The sequence below is a fragment of the Aliibacillus thermotolerans genome (assembly GCF_027853235.1).
Lineage (GTDB): Bacteria > Bacillota > Bacilli > Bacillales > Marinococcaceae > Aliibacillus > Aliibacillus thermotolerans.
The window spans coordinates 54,023-72,122 of record NZ_WKJG01000094.1; the positions used below are offsets into that span (position 1 = coordinate 54,023).

The 18,100-nt window shown below is 40.1% G+C and carries 13 protein-coding genes and 1 riboswitch; of the genes, 8 read left to right on the forward strand and 5 right to left on the reverse strand.

Annotated elements, in window-relative coordinates; genetic code table 11:
* Positions 1 to 34: 34 nt before the first annotated feature.
* From GJS40_RS13145 to secA2, 4 genes are all read right to left on the reverse strand, one after another.
* Positions 35 to 1,186: an ABC transporter substrate-binding protein gene (locus tag GJS40_RS13145; protein ID WP_270898309.1), complete on the reverse strand. Its 1,152-nt coding sequence runs from the start codon at positions 1,184 to 1,186 to the stop codon at positions 35 to 37.
* Between the two features lie 161 nt (positions 1,187 to 1,347).
* Positions 1,348 to 1,543, reverse strand: a riboswitch (cobalamin riboswitch).
* Between the two features lie 762 nt (positions 1,544 to 2,305).
* Entirely contained in the window at positions 2,306 to 2,506 is a 201-nt protein-coding gene (locus GJS40_RS13150; RefSeq protein WP_270898310.1) for a hypothetical protein, read from the reverse strand.
* Between the two features lie 532 nt (positions 2,507 to 3,038).
* Positions 3,039 to 3,947: an accessory Sec system S-layer assembly protein gene (locus tag GJS40_RS13155; protein WP_270898311.1), complete on the reverse strand. Its 909-nt coding sequence runs from the start codon at positions 3,945 to 3,947 to the stop codon at positions 3,039 to 3,041.
* Positions 3,947 to 6,319, reverse strand: a complete 2,373-nt coding sequence (gene secA2 / locus GJS40_RS13160) for an accessory Sec system translocase SecA2 (RefSeq protein WP_270898312.1) — start codon at positions 6,317 to 6,319, stop codon at positions 3,947 to 3,949. Before secA2 ends, GJS40_RS13155 begins: the two co-directional genes overlap by 1 nt.
* 149 nt (positions 6,320 to 6,468) lie before the next feature.
* Here secA2 and GJS40_RS13165 point away from each other — a divergent pair, with 149 nt between their 5' ends.
* Positions 6,469 to 7,887 carry an S-layer homology domain-containing protein gene (locus GJS40_RS13165; protein ID WP_270898313.1) on the forward strand — a complete coding sequence of 473 codons (1,419 nt, stop codon included), beginning with the start codon at positions 6,469 to 6,471 and terminating at the stop codon, positions 7,885 to 7,887.
* 901 nt (positions 7,888 to 8,788) lie between these two features.
* Here GJS40_RS13165 and GJS40_RS13170 read toward each other — a convergent pair.
* Positions 8,789 to 9,616, reverse strand: coding sequence for a tetratricopeptide repeat protein (locus GJS40_RS13170; protein ID WP_270898314.1), 828 nt, complete (start codon positions 9,614 to 9,616; stop codon positions 8,789 to 8,791).
* 379 nt (positions 9,617 to 9,995) lie between these two features.
* Between GJS40_RS13170 and GJS40_RS13175 the strand changes: the two genes are divergently transcribed.
* From GJS40_RS13175 to pssE, 7 genes are all read left to right on the forward strand, one after another.
* Complete coding sequence (locus tag GJS40_RS13175) at positions 9,996 to 11,660, forward strand: N-acetylmuramoyl-L-alanine amidase (protein ID WP_270898315.1); 1,665 nt, start codon at positions 9,996 to 9,998, stop codon at positions 11,658 to 11,660.
* Between the two features lie 171 nt (positions 11,661 to 11,831).
* Positions 11,832 to 13,325, forward strand: coding sequence for an S-layer homology domain-containing protein (locus GJS40_RS13180; RefSeq protein ID WP_270898316.1), 1,494 nt, complete (start codon positions 11,832 to 11,834; stop codon positions 13,323 to 13,325).
* A gap of 189 nt (positions 13,326 to 13,514) precedes the next feature.
* Positions 13,515 to 14,666, forward strand: coding sequence for a polysaccharide pyruvyl transferase family protein (locus GJS40_RS13185; protein ID WP_270898317.1), 1,152 nt, complete (start codon positions 13,515 to 13,517; stop codon positions 14,664 to 14,666).
* Positions 14,667 to 14,686: 20 nt separating this feature from the next.
* A complete protein-coding gene (locus GJS40_RS13190; RefSeq protein WP_270898318.1) occupies positions 14,687 to 16,027 on the forward strand; it encodes an O-antigen ligase family protein in 1,341 nt (446 codons plus the stop codon).
* A 3-nt stretch (positions 16,028 to 16,030) separates the two neighbouring features.
* Positions 16,031 to 17,134, forward strand: a complete 1,104-nt coding sequence (locus GJS40_RS13195; RefSeq protein ID WP_270898319.1) for a glycosyltransferase — start codon at positions 16,031 to 16,033, stop codon at positions 17,132 to 17,134.
* Positions 17,127 to 17,609, forward strand: a complete 483-nt coding sequence (gene pssD, locus GJS40_RS13200) for a PssD/Cps14F family polysaccharide biosynthesis glycosyltransferase (protein WP_270898320.1) — start codon at positions 17,127 to 17,129, stop codon at positions 17,607 to 17,609. The genes GJS40_RS13195 and pssD overlap by 8 nt, the downstream gene beginning before the upstream one ends.
* Entirely contained in the window at positions 17,606 to 18,085 is a 480-nt protein-coding gene (gene pssE, locus GJS40_RS13205; RefSeq protein WP_270898321.1) for a PssE/Cps14G family polysaccharide biosynthesis glycosyltransferase, read from the forward strand. Before pssD ends, pssE begins: the two co-directional genes overlap by 4 nt.
* The last annotated feature ends 15 nt before the right edge of the window (positions 18,086 to 18,100 follow it).

The following is an 18,100-nucleotide window of genomic DNA, read 5'->3' on the forward strand; positions in this document are numbered from 1 at the left end:
GAACCTCCAAACTTGGAGTGAACTTTTCATCTGATTATTCCGCTTTGATAAAATGTTTCGGTGTTTGATCCGGAAAGAGTTCTGGATAAAAAATGATCGCTAAATCTTCAATTATCTCATCTGTTTTATGAAGCATTTGCCAATACCAATCTTGGTACAACCAGACATCTCCATCTTGTACCGACTTCATATCGGCAATGAGAGGAGCTTGTGCAACGATATTGTCAAGCGAACCAACATAAGACTCCATTCCATCGTAAATAAAAACATCTGCTTCAATACTTTGGGCGTAAAACTCTTCTTGGGTAAATGATACTGATTCACTCACTTCTACCGGTAAATCTTTAAAAATATAATTTCCTCCCGCCATGTCCATTAATTTTGCGGTGAAACCTTTTGGATTGACAACACTGAATTGTCCATCATAAATATTTGCCCATACAACGGAAGTTTTATCTTCATCCGGTAATTGACTAAACAAGCTTTCTACATTGTTTACTGCTTTCGTAAAAAATTGTTCCGCTTCTTCTTCTTTGTTATATAATGCAGCGAGAAATTTTATCCACTCCATTCGAGCAAAGGGGTGTTCTTCCAAGTATTCATTATTCACGACATACGTAATTCCTAACTCATCTAACTTTTCCATGATTTCAAATTGACCCCATGTGCCACCGTAAACTATCGCAATATCTGGATTTATTTCTTGAATGAACTCATAGTCTGGCGTTTGCCCTGTACCAACAAACGTGATAGAACCATTCTCAAACCCTTCAATGACGTCATCAAGATACCAGTCGTCTTTATCCGTCATGACTGCAGAAAGACTGTCAATCACCCCGAGTGGTTCCATAAGCGATACTTGAGTGGAAGAAGAGGCTAACACATTTTCAATCGGAGTATAAATGACTGGTACATCGTCATATCCTTCGGGTACCTCTTCTCCTTTCGGAACGAGTAGGAAACTGCGTCCTTCGCCGTCCACTAATTTTTTCACTTGCCCGTCAATGTATTCAATGCTAAAACTATCCGAATACTCAAGATTTAATGTATTAGTCGCTTCATGAGATGTATTTTCCTGTTTTTTCGATGTATCCGTTTCTGCCGATTCATTACTACAACCAGAAAGAATCAGTACGACCGACATCAAGCTAATGATTAAAAAGTTTACAATCGGTTTGTTCATCATTATCACTCTGCTCCTTGACATTTATAAACTCACGCCAAAACAAAAAGCTCTTCCTCGGCTTGGAGGAAGAGCGAATAAAAACGACATATGTACAAATAGCTAAAAATACTACAGCTACATTTTGCCTCTGTCGTTTTCATTTCTCACCTCCCCGGAAAAATGAAACTCGAGGAAAATAGGCAGGTCTCCTGACTTGTGCTTCACTTTACTCTGAGCCTTCCCGTATAAGCACCGTGAAGTTCACTTATACAGTGGTCATCTCATTTCATCCACACTTACAGTTGCGGGGACAGTTCTGGACTTTCACCAGATTCCCTTTTAAGTCTAAAACTAGACACCTATCTTCCAAAAATATGAAGTTGTTATTCATGTTAAACACAAATCATATATTATATGAATAAATGACAATTTTCAACCTTTTTATTATATTTCCTATTCGGATGAAGGGAAAAGTAGGGGGTGAGTTCCCGCTTCTCCATCAACTATCGCGCCTTTTTGTCCAGCTTTGGAAGTCAGGTGCTCGGAAATAAGAAACTTTTGCTAACGTTCCGTGCGTCTTTCACCTCCGCTTACTCAGTGCAAAAGTAAACAGAGAAGGATGAAAGTTTTGTTCGACACGTAGAAGTCTGATCAGGGCAGAAGTCATTCTGTCTATGCTCTTTAGACGTCTTTGCACCTGAACACTTTTTTATCAGCTTCGGTGGCTCGGAGCTTGTGTGTGCGTCAAAATGTGGAGGAGTCAAAGACCACGCTTCATCTGGCAATAGAGGATCTATCCAAAGGCCGATGCGACCAAATTTAATTCGGAAATTGAAAAAAGTGTTGCATGAACGATTTATGGGACATTTAATAGTTAAAAAATTTCATGAAGTGTCGTATGGAAGGAGAAAATGGGAAAAATAAGGCGATTTTGCATGGAAACTCGATTTATACGACCTATTTTCAATCATCTTGCATGAATTCTGAAAAAGTGTCACATGAAAGATAAAATGGGAATAATTAGGTGATATAAAGACAAAATATCACTTCATACGACTTATTATTAGCAAAAAAAGAAAAATAGACGAGGTTATCTAATAAGTCCTGAAAAATAAATCGAGCGTTCTTTTCAACAATCATTTAGCGTCGAAACGGTGCCATACATCGTGCATGGATTGCTTTCACAATGGTGTTTGGATTGAAACGGTGCCATGATCCATTCATCGCTTGTTTCCACAAACTATTTTTGAATGAAACGGTGGCATGAGCGATCCATGACTTGCTTTCATCAGACATTTTTGAATGAAGCAGTGTTATGAGCCAACCATGGCTTGCTTCCACAAGCAATACTTTGATGAAACGATGGCATGACTATCCATGACTTACTTCCATCAACCATTTGGTGTTGGAAACATGCCTATTCGGCCAAGAGGCGTTTAGAGAAGCAATTTTTGATGAAGCGATGACAAAAAAATGTCCAAAAAGTCATCAATCATGACTTTTTGGACAGCTCCGTCTCATTACATAAAAATCCTGAAAAAGTGTCGCATGACCGCTTCATACAATCACTTTCTTTATGCAATAACTGAAAAATGGTCGCATAGGACTTTGAATGATGATTTTTCTCCCTACTCGCTTGCTTCCGCGTTTATTTGTCCAGCTCCGGTTCCTAGGCGCTCGGATTCTTCACAGGTCAGATAAAGAAAGCAAAGAGCGCTTATTAAAAAGGAACATCGCCTAAAATCTCACGTCCTGCGCCTGCGGTTACTCGGCGCAAAAGAAAACAAAGAAGTATTGCAGTCCAGATTTTGTGAGGAACGGCGATGCTAGCACGTCCTGTGCGTCGCAGAACCTATCGCGCCTAAACAGTCGCCTACGCTTTTCTGATAGGTTCGGCTTTCCATTTGCTTAGGTCTGGATTGTCGTGTTGGACGAGTTCTTTTGGAAAGATGAATGTCCATGGTTTGCTTGTATTTGCTTTTACTTCGAAATCATCTAGTTTAAATCCGCCTTTTGCGACGACTGTTCCGTTAGCGTCTTTGATTTGGAGTGGGATTTGTTCTAGTTTGATGTTTCGGTTGTTGCCGTTTCTAATAAGAATTGTTACGTGTAAGTTACCGTTTTCTTTTTGGTCTGCTTTCAGCCCCATGAAGTTTACTTCTCCTTGTTTTGGTGGGGTGAGTTTGTCGACCATTTCTTTTAGTTTTTCTTTGTCTTTGCTGGCAAGGGATTTTTCCCAACTGTCTTCCAGTTCTAATGTATGTTTCCGGGAAGACGGTTTTAATTGGAATGCTAGTTTCCAGTCTTCACTCGGTAATTCTGTCGTGAATAAATCTTTTTCCGTAAAAATGAAGGTCCAAGGTCGGCTGCTTTCCGGTGGTATTTCTCCTACCTCGGAAAGATCCATTTTTTTTCTGCCAAGTACTTTGTCATCTTTATCAAGAAGAACAAGGGTTGTTTCTTTCAGTTTGATCGTTTTCTTTAAGCTACTGCGAATGAAAGCAGTGATCTGGGCATTGTTTTTTTCGTCCATTTGTAAGCTGATGCCAGAGAGAGATATTTGATTTGGTTTTAGTGGGGCACACTCCATATTTAAAAATTGAAAGGAATATTGGTCTTCTTTTGATACATTCCATTCTGGATGGAAAGAGAGGGAAGTCATGACTTCTTCGTCTCCCTCTTCTTCATTTTGTTCATCAAGCAATTCATTGGAAGAAACAGTATCTTCTTGTCCTTCCATTTTTAATTGGTCTTTCTCTCTTTTGCGGAAAAACGGAAGCATTATTTTGTCACCTCTTCTTTTTTCTTTAGTAATGGTTGGATCAGTTTTGACAAGTGAACGGATGCATCGTGTTCAATCATTTCGTACATGCGCGTAAATAATTCAAAACTTTCCCGTGTAAACACCCGCATCGGATCTTCTTGACCATAACTACGTAAACCGATTCCTTCTTTCAGTCGAGTCATTTCTTCTAAATGTTTAAGCCAGTATCGGTCAATGGTCGCAAGCAATGTTCTCCGGGCGTATTGTTGTACGGTTGCATTGTCTTTGAACTGGTCAATTTTGTTAAGAAATTCTTCTCTTTTTTCTTCCATGATATCTAAGATTTCTTTCTTCGTTTCTAGCTCTTTTGGCAATGTCACATTCGTTTCTACAAAAATCAAGTTTAACCGTGTTTGTAATTCTCTTAAGTTCCACTCTTCTGGAAGGTACTCATCTCCGCAATAGTTGTCAATGAGTTTTGTCGTGCTTGATTTCATCATGTCGATCCACGTATCGAGAGGACTGTCTTCTTCTAACACTTTATCTCGCAATTTATAAATGACGTTTCGTTGTTCGTTCGCAATATCGTCCAGTTTTAATGTGTATTCACGGAGAGAAGAGTTTGCTTGTTCGCACATTTTCTGCGCTTTATCAACAATCTCAGGAGCTTCTTCGTTTAAGACGACACCATTTTCGTCTGTTTTTAAATGTTTTTGTAATTCTTCTACATCTTCTCTTCCGAAACGCAAAATCATTTCATCTTCTAATGAAATGTAAAATTGGGATTCACCTGGATCACCTTGTCTTCCGGCGCGCCCTTTGAGCTGGTTGTCAATTCGACGACTTTCGTGCCTTTCTGTTCCTAGTACAAATAGTCCACCTGCTTCTTTTGCACCTTCTCCAAGCATAATGTCAGTTCCCCGACCTGCCATATTTGTCGCAATTGTAACTTGCCCCTTTTGACCAGCAAGAGAAATAAGCTTTACTTCATTTTCAACACTTTTTGCATTTAATAGCTCATAGGGCACTTGCTCTTCGTCTAAATACTGGGCCATCGTTTCTGATTGAATAATAGATGTCGTACCGATGAGAACAGGCTGTCCTTTTTGATGTCGTTTTTTCACTTCTTTTGCTACTGCTCGGTATTTGTCATCCACCGTCGCAAAAATGATGTCTTCCCGATCTTTTCGGATTCTCGGTTTATTTGTCGGAATTTGGATGACATCCATGCCGTAAAGATTACGAAACTCTTGTTCCTCTGTCTTTGCGGTACCTGTCATGCCTGAAAGAGTCGGGTACATTCGAAAATAGTTTTGAATCGTTATTTGTGCTTGGGTTTTATTTTCTTCGGTAATTTCAACGCCTTCTTTTGCTTCTAGCGCTTGATGTAGTCCATCACTGAAAGAACGACCTTCCATGACGCGACCAGTGAACATATCGACAAGTTTTATTTCACCATCCTGAACGATATAGTCCACGTCTTTCGTAAACATCACGCGAGCCCGTAACGCTTGCAAGACGAAGTGATAAAGCGTGTGGTGTTCGAGCTCGTATAAGTTATCGATTCCAAAAGCCCGTTCTACTTTTGTAATCCCGTCATCTGTTAAACTAACTGTTTTCGTAATAGGGTCATAAATATAGTCTGTTTCTTTCTTAAAGCTGCGAGCCATTCGTGCACAAATTTTATATAGGTTTGGATTCACTTCTGTTTTCCCGGCAATAATGAGCGGGGTCTTTGCCTCATCAATTAAGACGCTATCGATTTCGTCAATAATGGCGAAATGAAACGGTCGTTGTACCCGGTCAGATATTTTATATGTCATATTGTCTTTTAAATAATCAAAACCAAATTCACTGCCAACGCCGTAAGTAATATCCGCTTCATACGCAATTTTTTTCTCATCAGAAGCTAGTAGCGGAACATTTAATCCGACTGTCAATCCAAGAAATTCATGTACTTGTCCAATCAGTTCTCGGTCTCTTCTCGCAAGATACTCATTGACTGTAATAACGTGGACGCCTTTTCCCGTTAAACCTTGTAAATAGCTAGGTAAAGAGGCAACGAGAGTTTTTCCTTCTCCAGTTGCCATTTCGGCAATATCTCCATCATTTAAGGTAAGGCCTCCAAGTAATTGCACATCATAATGGCGCAAACCGAGCACGCGTTTAGATGCTTCTCGCACAACTGCAAAAGCTTCTTCCCGTATGTCAGTGAGAGTGGCACCATTTTCAAGCCGATCTCGAAACTCCGTTGTCTTTTGTTTTAATTCTTCATCCGACAGTTGTTCCATTTTTTCTTCTAATTGATTGATGCGTTGGACAATTTTTTTGTATTTTTTCAATCGCCGCTCTTGTTCGCTGCCGATTAATTTTTTCAAAGAAGCTATCATACTGTTCTCTCCTTATGTTCATTCCCTATCTGAGAAACTACTTAATTAGTATATCATTCTCCCTATGTCTTTTCATTAACAGAAAGTGATTTAAAAGAAAAAGGAAGTGTTTTATAATGCAAATAGATTGCTAGAAAGAGGTGTCTGTATTGAAAAAGTGGTTGGTTGTATTGATTTGTAGTCTGTTCATTGGATTACATGGTGGCAATGTATTAGCTGAAGAGGGTGTGGGTGTTGAGCTCTCTTACCAAGAGAAAAAGGATATCATCACAGAAATCGGGTTGAAATACGAAATTCCACCTGAAATTTTAAAGGCCATTGCTTATGTAGAAACGGGCATGCGACAATTTGATGAAAATGGAAATCCCATCATGAATGCAAACGATGATGGTGGAATTGGTATCATGCAAGTGACGCTTCATGAAGATGATTTAAAACATCGCGAAATCAATCGAGAATGGTTAAAATGGGACACAGCTTACAATATTGAGGTAGCAGCCCAATTATTGGATGAAAAATGGAATTGGACCGGCACCATTTTACCGCAAGTGAACGATGGAGAACGCGATGTGCTTGAAAATTGGTATTTTGCCGTGCTTGCTTACAACGGCTTAGAGGCACGTAATGACCCAAACAGAAATGAGACAACCTATCAAGAACGAGTGTATCAAACATTATCGACAAGAACACTCCTTCCTGAAATGGATTTTCCTTCGTTTCAAGTGAAATATGAGGATGGAGGAAATATTATGAAGTTTGTCGATGATCATGCGGAAACAGATACACAAACGAAGTCGACCCAAATGTTTACAGAGGGCGATCACGTCTATAGCTATGCTTTAGAACCCGGATCTACCATTAATTTTAGAGAACAGCCAACGGTGTCTTCACGGAAGCTAGGGGATGTTCCTTTGTACATGCCTTTAACGGTGAATGGGAAACTGGAACATGATAATCATCGCGATAACTTATTTGGTTATTATCCATTTCATTACGCAGACGCCCACGGGTTTATGGCAAGCAGTTATGTTAGAGAAGGGAAAATCACAGAATTTTATGATATTAGAGATCAAGAAGTGACAGAAGCAGTTGGTTTTTTAGAAGCAAGAGGGATCATTAGCGGATATTCTGATGGAAGTTTTCGACCATATGAACCGATTTATCGAAGACATGTCGCTGCGATTTTACAGCGTGCCCTTGATCTTGAAGTACCGTCTGATTATGAATTACAAGCGACGGATATGAGAGAAGGTGATTTAGGGTACGATGAGATGAAAGCGATGGAATACCACGGAATCATGAAAGGGAGCAATGGGAACATCCGTCCGAATGAATATATGACGCGAGCCCAGATGGCAACAATATTAACCGTTGTGTTTGATGATCAATTAGCTACACCTACAGTGAAACATACTTTTGAAGACGTTCCGATGGATTTTTGGAGTTATGAGGCAATTAATCGTTTGTATGATAATGGGCTCACGACAGTCAACACGTTTCGACCGAACGAAAATGTGACTCGTTCTCAGTTTGCTTTGTTCTTAAAAAGAGTAATGGATGAAATGTGATACAAAAACTGTCTCTTTCGGTGAATGTAATATCCCGAGAGAGGCCGTTTTTTTTTTATGATGGTTTGAACTCTCGTACTAATGTATGAACTTGCGAGTCAAAGTGCCATGGGACCAATTTTCATTTGGAAATTGAAAAAAGTGTTGGATGAACGATTTATGGGACATTTAATAGTTAAAAAATTTCATGAAGTGTCGTATGGAAGGAGAAAATGGGAAAAATAAGGCGATTTTACATGGAAACTCGATTTATACGACCTATTTTCAATCAAAAAGATAAATTAGTTGTCGTATGACCCTTTCATGCGACGAATCATCTTGCATGAATTCTGAAAAAGTGTCACATGAAAGATAAAATGGGAATAATTAGGTGATATAAAGACAAAATATCACTTCATACGACTTATTATTAGCAAAAAAGAAAAATAGACGTCGTATGAACGCTTCATGGGACGTCTAATTACATAAAAAACCTAAAAAAGTGTCGCATGGCCCATTTGAAAAGGTAATAAATGGGGGTAGAGGCGCATTTTATGTTTTATACGACTTGTTTTCACTAAAAAAGGAAAAATAAGTGTCGTATGACCGCTTCATGTAACCACTTGCTTTATGCAATAACTCAAAAATGGTCGCATAGGACCTCTTTTCATTGCCTCCGCTTTTCTATGTCTAGCTCCGGCAACCAGGCGCTTGAGCGCTTCAGAACGTGGCAAAAGTCAAAAAGCGGACTTCTTGCCCCGTTCTTCCAACGCCTTCGCGCCTAAGCGGTCGCCTCCGCTTTTCTGTGTCTAGCTCCGGCTCCTACTCGTTCGAGCACTTCGGGCCATCTCGGAAGCCGTTGACCGGCTTCTTTCGATGTCCCTCCAGTGCTTTTCACTCGTAAGCAGTCGCCTTCGCTTTTCTATTCATAAATAGATTTGTTTAAGTAGTCTTTGTAAAGGTGGTAGGTGCTGTCTCCGTATTGCGTGAGGAATTCGGAGGTTGGTTCGAGTGCTTGGGTGAGGGCAGCTCTTTCTTGTTCTTTGTCGCCCATTTCTTTAAATACTTTGCTCATTTTATAAAAATATGTTGGGTCTTCCGTGTCTAATGTGGTTAATCGTTCAAATCGTTCAATGCTTTCTTCATATTTTCCCACTGCAAAATAGGCTTCCGCGAGAGCTAAAGTGAGATCTAAACCTGGTTGTTCGCCTGCTTGTATCATTTTTTCTTCTAAGTCAAACAACAATGTAGCCCCTCGTTCGACATCATATTCTGAATGAATCAGCATATTTGCTAAATCGATAATGTATCTTTCATTTTCTGGATCTAATTGGTACTGGTACTCCAATCTTGTAATGGCATCTTCCACTAAAGTAGGAGAAGGCTCTGCTGAACGCATGACGTGTGCTTGCAATGCTTCATTGTAACGGGTTGAAAAGGCCGCTGCTTCTTCTGGTTCTTCTTCTTGCAGCTCGCGTAAATATATAATGATTTCGTTATAACGTCCTGCTTTAATTTCATCTTTAAGAATGCTATTGATATTTCTTGTCGTTAATTCCTCTAAGCGAACTCGATCTGCCAAATCTTGTAACACTTCCATGTCATACGTAAAATTCTCATCAGGATAAGCAAATCTTTCTACATCGACTCTTTCTTCTTTTTCAATGTAGCGGTTCATGCTTATTGTAGAACAACCTGCAACGATGAGAAGGAGAAGCAATACACTCCCGGAGGTTATTATTTTCTTCATTTATCATCACCCGTTTATATATTAAAGGAAAAAGACAACAAATGAAAGAAAGCATTTCAGACGGTTCTTCATTGCAAAGTTGTAACAAGACATTTGTGTCTGTAACATATATGTAAAGATAACTAATAACTTCTTCCTATTTTTCCTCGTTTGGAATAAAAAGTCTAGAGACTTTAAAGTTGACGTGCTATCCTGTCTATGTGAGGAAAAGGTTGACGAAAATGGTTGTACTTTCTCATAAAGCAAGACATTATGTTTGATATGAAGTATATGCAGGAATAAAGACTCATACAACGTTTTTCTAATGAATTGCATCACGATGAAAAGAGTCTCTTAACATAGGGTAAAGAGGGACAAAATTTTGAGGGGAGGAGTTATGTTGTCGAGAAAAATCTTATACGGATTGCTTGCGCTGGCCGTGATTTTTTCTGTCTTTCCGATGCTCGGGTTAGTTTCTGGAAATGCAGAAGCAAGCAGCCGTTATTCAGACGTCAGCAGTAGTTATTGGGCAGCCAAAGAAATTGAATATCTAGGGCAACAAGGGGTATCGAACGGTTACCCAAAAGAGGGGTTATACAAACCAGAGGATCCTCTAAAACGTTCACAAGCAGCAGTCATGATCACGCGAGCGCTTGGGGAAAGTGGATTGAAGCGAGCACCGTCTTTTCCGGATCTTCGGGAAGATATGAATGCACTTCCACGAATTGAGCGTTCAATTGAACTAGGAATCTTTGAAGGTCAAAATGGAAGATTTAATCCGAACGGAGAAATTTCGAAAGCACAAACAGCGGCCATTATTGCACGAGCTTTTTTTGGGGATGGAACAAAAAATTATAATGGAGACATTTCATTCAGTGATGTTCCGGAAGATCATTGGGCAAAAGGCTACATAGCTAAACTTGTAGATGAAAACATAATTGAACGCACGAGTGGCAAGTTTGAATCTTATAAGCCGGCTACTCGAGCAGAGTTTTCCGCGTATTTAGCGCGAGCGATGAATGAAGATCTTCGCCTGGATGAAAATAGTAACAGTACCCCAACGCCACCGGATGAAGATGTGTCATCGGAAAAATTATTGTATGAAGGTGTTGTTGTTAATAACTCCACGCCGCTAAACGTTCGTAAAGGACCAGGGACTTCTTATCAAGTGATTACCACGTTAGAGCGTGGCGAAAAAGTTGATGTCTATAGCGAAGAAGGCAACTGGTTGAAGGTGAAAGTGAACGGGAAAGAAGGTTACGTGTCTGCTTATTATATAGAACGAGCAGATAGCGGGAATGTGGATGAAGATGTACGACCGGCAGAACCAATTGCGACAAAAACAGTGACCACCTCTTCACTAGTCGTTCGTTCCGGTCCGGGAGCAAATCACGAAGCAATTGGCAGACTCCAACGAGGCGACAAGGTGGATATTTATGAACAAACGAGTGGTCCATGGGTATTAATTAAGTTTAATGGAAAGTGGGCTTATACCCATAACGATTATTTAGGACAGACCGGCTTACAAGGGAAAACAATCGTTGTTGATGCCGGACACGGTGATCACGACCCAGGAACAAGCGGACACGGCTTGGTGGAAAAAAATGTCAATTTAAATGTGGCGCTTCGATTAGAAAAGTTGTTAAAAGACGCGGGTGTGGATGTCGTCATGACACGTCGCGATGATACATTCGTTACGTTAAGTGGACGCGTAGCGATTGCGGAAAAAGCGAATGCAGATGCCTTTATTAGTATTCATGCGAACGCCGCTTCCGCTGCTGCACAAGGAGCAGAGACATTCTACAATAGTAGATATCAAGCGAGAGAGAGTCGCAAGCTTGCTGAAGCAATTCAAAAGCGTCTCGTAGCAGAAACAGGAATGAGACACCGTCGTGTGGCCGATGCAAACTTCTATGTCATTCGAAATACGACCATGCCAAGTACGCTTGTTGAACTCGGTTTTTTAACGAATAGAGAAGATGCGAACCGGATGAAACAACCGGGATATGATGACAAAGCAGCAAAAGCGATTTTTAATGGGATTAACGACTACTATAGCAATTAAAACAAACACTCTTCTATCATAGAATTCCCTGTGATAGAAGAGTTTTTTTATGAGAAAGGATACAAAAGACTAAAAATAAGGTAAAATAAGTCTAGTAGTTTAATAAGTGGCATATAAAGGAATACATAGGAATGAAGAACGTAGATGGTGGTTTGGACGGAGGCGAAACAAATGAAAAAAATAATTGGTAGTGTTCTTCTATTGATCATGTTATTCGCCTTTCCTCTCACTGGAGAAACGAAGGAGACATTTTCCGATGTCAAGGAAGGATACTGGGCATTTGAAGAAATTGAATTTCTAGTAGAGAAAGGCATCATCAATGGTTATCAAGATGGCACTTTTCAACCGCAACGTGAAGTGAATCGCGGCCAAACAGCGAAAATGATCGCGTTAGCTTTGGATTTAGAAAGATCTGTTGATTCTCCAATTTCTTTTACTGATGTGAACGAAACAGATAGCTATTATCCTTACATTCAAGCAGTAGCAAATAATGAAATTATGAAAGGAAGAAGCAACACTTTTGATACGTATGCCCCTCTATCACGGGCTCAAATGGCTGTGACGTTAAATCGGGCTTTTCCTTTCACAAAAGAAAGAGATGTTACTTTTTCGGATGTGCCAAAAGAATATTGGGCCTTTGAGGACATTCAAATATTAGCTTCCAATGGAATCACTACTGGCTTTAAAGATGGCACTTTTGGTCCTACCGATACAATTACTCGCGCTCAGTTTGCCGTTTTTTTAGCACGGGCCTTAGAGGAAGACTTTCGAGTACAAGATGTAAACTCACCTCCCTCTCACGTAGGCAGTGAAAAAGAAGCATGGAAATTTTTAGGGATTGGCGTCGGTGATTCTCTTGAAACCTTACAGACAGAACTAGGGGAACCAGAAGCGATGGAAGAAAGTCGTTACAATTTCCAATGGCATGTTTATCACAATTATTATCAAGACTACGTTCAATATGGGATTCAAGATGGTAAAGTAGTTGCTGTTTATTCCAATCAAGACACTTGGAGAAGTGAAGACGGCTTAGTGCTGGATAAGTTGAAAAGAGATGTAATAGCGACATACGGAGATCCCTTGACTTCTATTGAAAAAGGAAATTATTCTTTCTCCTTAAACACGGAAACTAGCGGTACGTATATCATAGGGGATCAATATGTGACGTTTTTTTATGATGCTCATCGCGATCATCGCATTACCGCGGTACTTATCATTGATCAAGCGGTGGAAGAAGAGTTTCAACAGTATTATAAGAAACCTACCAAACAATTAAAAGATAGTTACGAACGAATGGTATTCTATCTAGCGAATGCACAACGGGAACGCTTTAGCCGTGGTACGTTAGCTTGGGATGATGCGGCAGCAAATACTGCACGAGATCATAGTATTGATATGGCGCAAAACGGATTTTTTGATCACACCAATTTAAACGGAGAAGATCCATTTGATCGAATGATGAAAAATCATATTCGTTTTTATAATGCGGCGGAAAATATTGCTTATGGACAAGTAAGCCCCATCTATGTTCACCATAGTTGGATGAACTCAAAAAGTCATCGTAGTGCTTTGCTTGGTGACTATACTAGGCTCGGTGTTGGTGTTGCCTTTCATGATCAGTATCATCAACCTTACTATACGCAAAATTTTTACACGCCACGTTAATGTGGAAAAAGGGTACTTTTATTCCCTAGTCGCTAAAAAAGAATCCGTGTATAATATAAAAAGCTGACAATCGAAAGATGCTGCGTGTCTTTTTCGGCACGCAGTATTATTATGGTCAGAAAAGAAACATCTTCTCAGTGAAATGAAGGTTTCTAATGAAAATAAGATAAAGGCAGGCATGAGTGGTCTATGAGAATAGGAATTATTGGAAACTATGGCCATAACAACAATGGCGATGAAGCTATTTTGTCCGGATTGATTCATCAACTGACGACAGATGGAAACATGAAAAAAGATAAGATTGTCGTTTTCAGCAACAATCCAAAAAATACGCAGTCACGACATGGAGTACAGGCTGTACCACTTCTTCATAAACGAGGAGGCATTCTCTCTTCGGGATTAACAACCGTAAGAGAAAGTCGCCGCATCATGAAAGGTTTGGATCTGATTATCATTGGAGGCGGCGGGCTTTTAATGGACATGTATAAACGGGATGCCCCATTATATAGTGTGTTAGGACTTACAGGCAAAGCAAGCGGGTGTCGGATTGCAATCCACGGGGTTGGTGCGGGTCCGATCGATACGAGAGTTGGCAAATTCTTCATTAAACGGTTGCTTCAAGCTGCTTCGACTGTTGCCGTAAGGGATGAAAAGTCGAAGCAACTTTTAGAGCGAATCGGCGTCAAAAAAGATGTACGTGTGATTTATGATCCGGCTTTTTCAGTACCAAGATCGTCACCGCGCACGCACACTGACCGCATTCAAAAAGTAGGTGTGACTGCCGTTCCTTATTTCAGTAGTCAATATTGGCCGGAAACTGATTTGGCACGGTATGAGGCGTACATTTCAGGCGTTGCCCATGCCTTGGATCAATTAATTGCAGAAAAGAAGGTACAAGTTACTTTTTTTTCCACAAAATTTCCGGAAGATGTTCAAGTCACAAAAGATATTGCCAGTCATATGACTGCTCGTGATTGCGTGCAAATAAATGAGAATAATTTATTGCCGGAAGAGATTGTAGCGTTAGCGTCGGAACAAGATGTCATTATCGGAACGAGACTCCATTCCTTAATTTTAGCTGTAAATGCCGGGACACCGGTGATTGGAATTGAATATCACCCAAAAGTAAAAGATTTTATGGCAACGATTGATAACGAACAATTTTCTGTACCAATTCAAGATGTGGATAGCGAAGCAAACGGCATTTATTCTGCTTTTTTACAAATGGAGCAAGATTGGCATCGCCATCAGAAGAGCATCACAAAATGGTCGAATAAGTTAAAGGAAGAAGCTGCGGCAGGAATAAAGCTATTGCAACTTCCGACAAAGTCACGAAACTAGAATGAATGGTGTGAACATGTATGAGGATGCGAGAGATTTCTAGAGAAAAAATGAATCGATTACTATGGATAGCAACGGTTTTTATCGTCGTTTGGACATCAATAGAGCTACTCTTCACTCGAATTTGGAACGATTGGCTTCCGATTGTTCCGAGCTTGCTCGGTTATTTAAGTGAAGGGGTCCTATTGCTAATGGTTTTGGCTGTGATCATCCACCCTGATTTTGGTCGAAAACGGTTAATGAAATGGATCAATCATCCAATACATAATAGTTTGTTCGTTTTTTTTGTATTTGCGATTTTTAGTATGTTTATCAATAATGTTCCTTTTGCGCAAGGGGTCTTCGGAGTCCGGGCGTTATTCCAATTTTTCATCCTTTATTTTGTATTACTTACGATGGATCTTCCGGAAAATTGGATCAAACAATTGTTTCACATTATTCTTGGACTTGGCATCGTCCAATCGGTGATTGGAATTATTCAAATCATTTTAGAAATACCTCTTCCCCTTCGCAACATTCAAGAACGTAGAAGTATTTCCATTGGTGAAGAGATCCGTGCTTTTGGATTGATGGACTCTAGTAACACATTAGGGGGATATTTAGTAGCTGTTCTTTTATTACTGGTGACGTATGTATTTGTTTACAGACAACATCTCACGAAAAAACAATTTCTATTGTATAGCGTCATCGGGATTCTTTTCTTAGTGGCGATCGGTTTGACGTTCTCTCGCCAAGCGTTTTTAGCGTTAATTGCTTGCCTTGGATTAATCGGATTGATTTTTCGTAAAAACAAGGCATTTCGTATCATGCTTGTGGCAGCGGTCTCTCTTTTTATTTTATTCGTCGTGGGCTACGGTCTTTCTCTGTTGTTGTTTGAAGGATTTGCGCAGCGGAACTTATATACGTTAGATTTATCTAAAAACTATCGTTATTTAATTTTATTAAGCGGCTTGCTCGTCTTTACTTTCAATCCGATTTTTGGAGTAGGACCGGGGATGTTCGGGAGTAACGCGGCATTCGTATTTGATTCGCCTTTCCATCAATTTATGCACGAAGACTTACCAACGACGATGACGACGGTGGATAATAATGCTTTATATGTGTTGGTGGAATATGGTGTCATCGGTATCCTCCTACTAGGATGGTTCGTCTGGGGGATTTTAAAATTAAGCATGCGATTAGCGGAACAAGCGAATGACAAACTAAAATGGCTTGGTCTTTTTATCCTCGCTTTTTCAACCGCTCTCTTTTTTATGGGACTGTTGTCGACAGCGTGGGAAAATCATCAGATTGTGTTGTTTTTCTGGTTGTTTTTCGCTGTCATGATGAATTGGTATCAAAAAGAGCAATCGGAGGAATAAATCATGCGCATTCTTATGTTAAGCAACATGTATCCAACTGAAAAAGCACCATCTTTTGGTATTTTTGTGAAAAATCAAGTGGAAGCATTAATGAACGAAAACCAGGTTGTTGATGTATTAGCCATCACCAATCCGGAAGCAGGAAAGAAAAATGTCATGAAAAAGTATAGTACGTGGTTTCTTCAAGGGTTAAAACTATTGATAGCAAAAGGAAAAAGATATGATATCGTCCATGCGCACTATGCTTTTCCATCCGGACTACCAGCGCGACTACTGAAGCGACGTTTTAAAACGCCTTATATCGTGACGTGTCACGGCGGAGATTTGAATAAAATGGCAAAAATAGGACCGTTTTTTTATCAACAAACGCAACGGATTTTGGTAGAGGCAGATCATGTCATAGCAGTAGGACAAGATTTAGCAGCGCAAATTATTGATAATTACCGGATACCAAAAGAAAAAGTAACAATCCTTAGCATGGGAGTGGATCGCTCGATATTTTTTGAGCGACCAAAAGAGGAAGCGAGAAAACATTTAAGATTGCCTACCGATTGCAATCATTTTCTTTATGTCGGTAATTTAATTGAGGAAAAAGGGTTGCTAGATCTCGTTGAAGCGTATGCCTTGTATCGAGAAAAAGACCCGACCGCACAGTTACATATTGTTGGACCAAAAAATCAAGCTGTTTTTTTCCAGCGTTTACAACAAAAAATTGCTTCGTTACGGGTAGAAGATGGGATTTTCTTTCACGGAGCGAAACCGCAAACAGAAGTGGCTCAGTGGATGAATGCTGCGGACGTGTTCGTTCTTCCATCCCATACGGAAGGTTTTGGTCTGGTGGCAGTGGAAGCGATGGCTTGTGGAACGCCGGTCATTGGAACGAATGTTGGTGGACTCCGTTACTTATTAGCGGATCAAGCAGGGGAGATTGTCCCTGTCAGTCAACCGGAACCGTTAAGTCAAGCGTTGGAAAAAGTAATCACCGATCAAGACTACCGGAAATCATTGATAGAAGTTGGAAGAAAACGAGCGGAAACACACGATAAAGCAGTCATCACGAAAAAAGTGATCGATATTTATCAGGAGGCATTACGACAAAATGAATAAACAAAAGAAACGAAAAAAAGTGCTGTTCATTTCCTCCGTTGGTGGCCATCTCACCCAACTGATGCAACTAAAACCTTTATTTCAAAAATACGATTATTATCTCGTGACCGAAAAAACGGCCGTGACGATTCCGATGAAAAAAGAACATCCCATGTCTTTTCTCGTGTATGGCGCTCGTAATTATCCGGTAAGCTATCTTTTTAAGTTTTCCTTTAACTGTTTAAAATCACTGTTTATTTTTATAAAAGAACGGCCGGATGTCGTCGTAACAACGGGAGTACATACCGCCGTTCCGATGTGTTACATTGCGAAGTTGTTTCGCAAAAAAGTCGTCTTTATTGAAAGTTTTGCCAAAACGTCTTCTCCTACTCTTTCAGGACGTCTTGTGTATCCGATCGCAGACTTATTTATCGTCCAATGGAAATCCATGTTGGATGTTTATCCGAAAGCTGTATATGGGGGGTCGATTTATTGATATTTGTAGTGCTTGGAACACATGAATTACCGTTTACTCGTTTACTAAAGGAAGTAGATCGCTTGAAAACGGAAGGAGTCATTCACGAACGAATCGTTGTACAAAGTGGTCACACGAAGTATGAATCCGAACAGATGGAGCTTATTCCATTTATGAGCTTTGAAGAAATGGATCGGTTATACGATGAAGCTCGTATCATTATCGCGCACGCAGGCACTGGTTCGATCATTCAAGGAGTAAAGAAAGGAAAACGGGTCATTGCGGTACCGAGACTCGAAAAATTTGGGGAACATAATGATGACCATCAATTAGAAATTGTTGCTCAGTTCGGGCAAGCAGGACACATTATCGGAACAGAAGGGCCGGATGACTTAGAAGAAGCGTTAAAAAAAGCAGAGAGCTTTGAACCTGTCCCTTTTGTCAGTGGGCGCGAAAATATTTTGAAACTATTGGAAGATTTTATTGATCGCATTTAAAGGAGATTCCGTATA

Excerpts from the sequence above, each read along its gene's own strand:
- GJS40_RS13145 (WP_270898309.1), bottom strand. The coding sequence starts at position 1,186 with ATGATGAACAAACCGATTGTAAACTTTTTAATCATTAGCTTGATGTCG.
- GJS40_RS13155 (WP_270898311.1), bottom strand. The coding sequence starts at position 3,947 with ATGCTTCCGTTTTTCCGCAAAAGAGAGAAAGACCAATTAAAAATGGAA.
- secA2 (WP_270898312.1), bottom strand. The coding sequence starts at position 6,319 with ATGATAGCTTCTTTGAAAAAATTAATCGGCAGCGAACAAGAGCGGCGA.
- GJS40_RS13170 (WP_270898314.1), bottom strand. The coding sequence starts at position 9,616 with ATGAAGAAAATAATAACCTCCGGGAGTGTATTGCTTCTCCTTCTCATC.
- GJS40_RS13180 (WP_270898316.1), top strand. The coding sequence starts at position 11,832 with ATGAAAAAAATAATTGGTAGTGTTCTTCTATTGATCATGTTATTCGCC.
- GJS40_RS13185 (WP_270898317.1), top strand. The coding sequence starts at position 13,515 with ATGAGAATAGGAATTATTGGAAACTATGGCCATAACAACAATGGCGAT.
- GJS40_RS13190 (WP_270898318.1), top strand. The coding sequence starts at position 14,687 with ATGAGGATGCGAGAGATTTCTAGAGAAAAAATGAATCGATTACTATGG.
- GJS40_RS13195 (WP_270898319.1), top strand. The coding sequence starts at position 16,031 with ATGCGCATTCTTATGTTAAGCAACATGTATCCAACTGAAAAAGCACCA.
- pssD (WP_270898320.1), top strand. The coding sequence starts at position 17,127 with ATGAATAAACAAAAGAAACGAAAAAAAGTGCTGTTCATTTCCTCCGTT.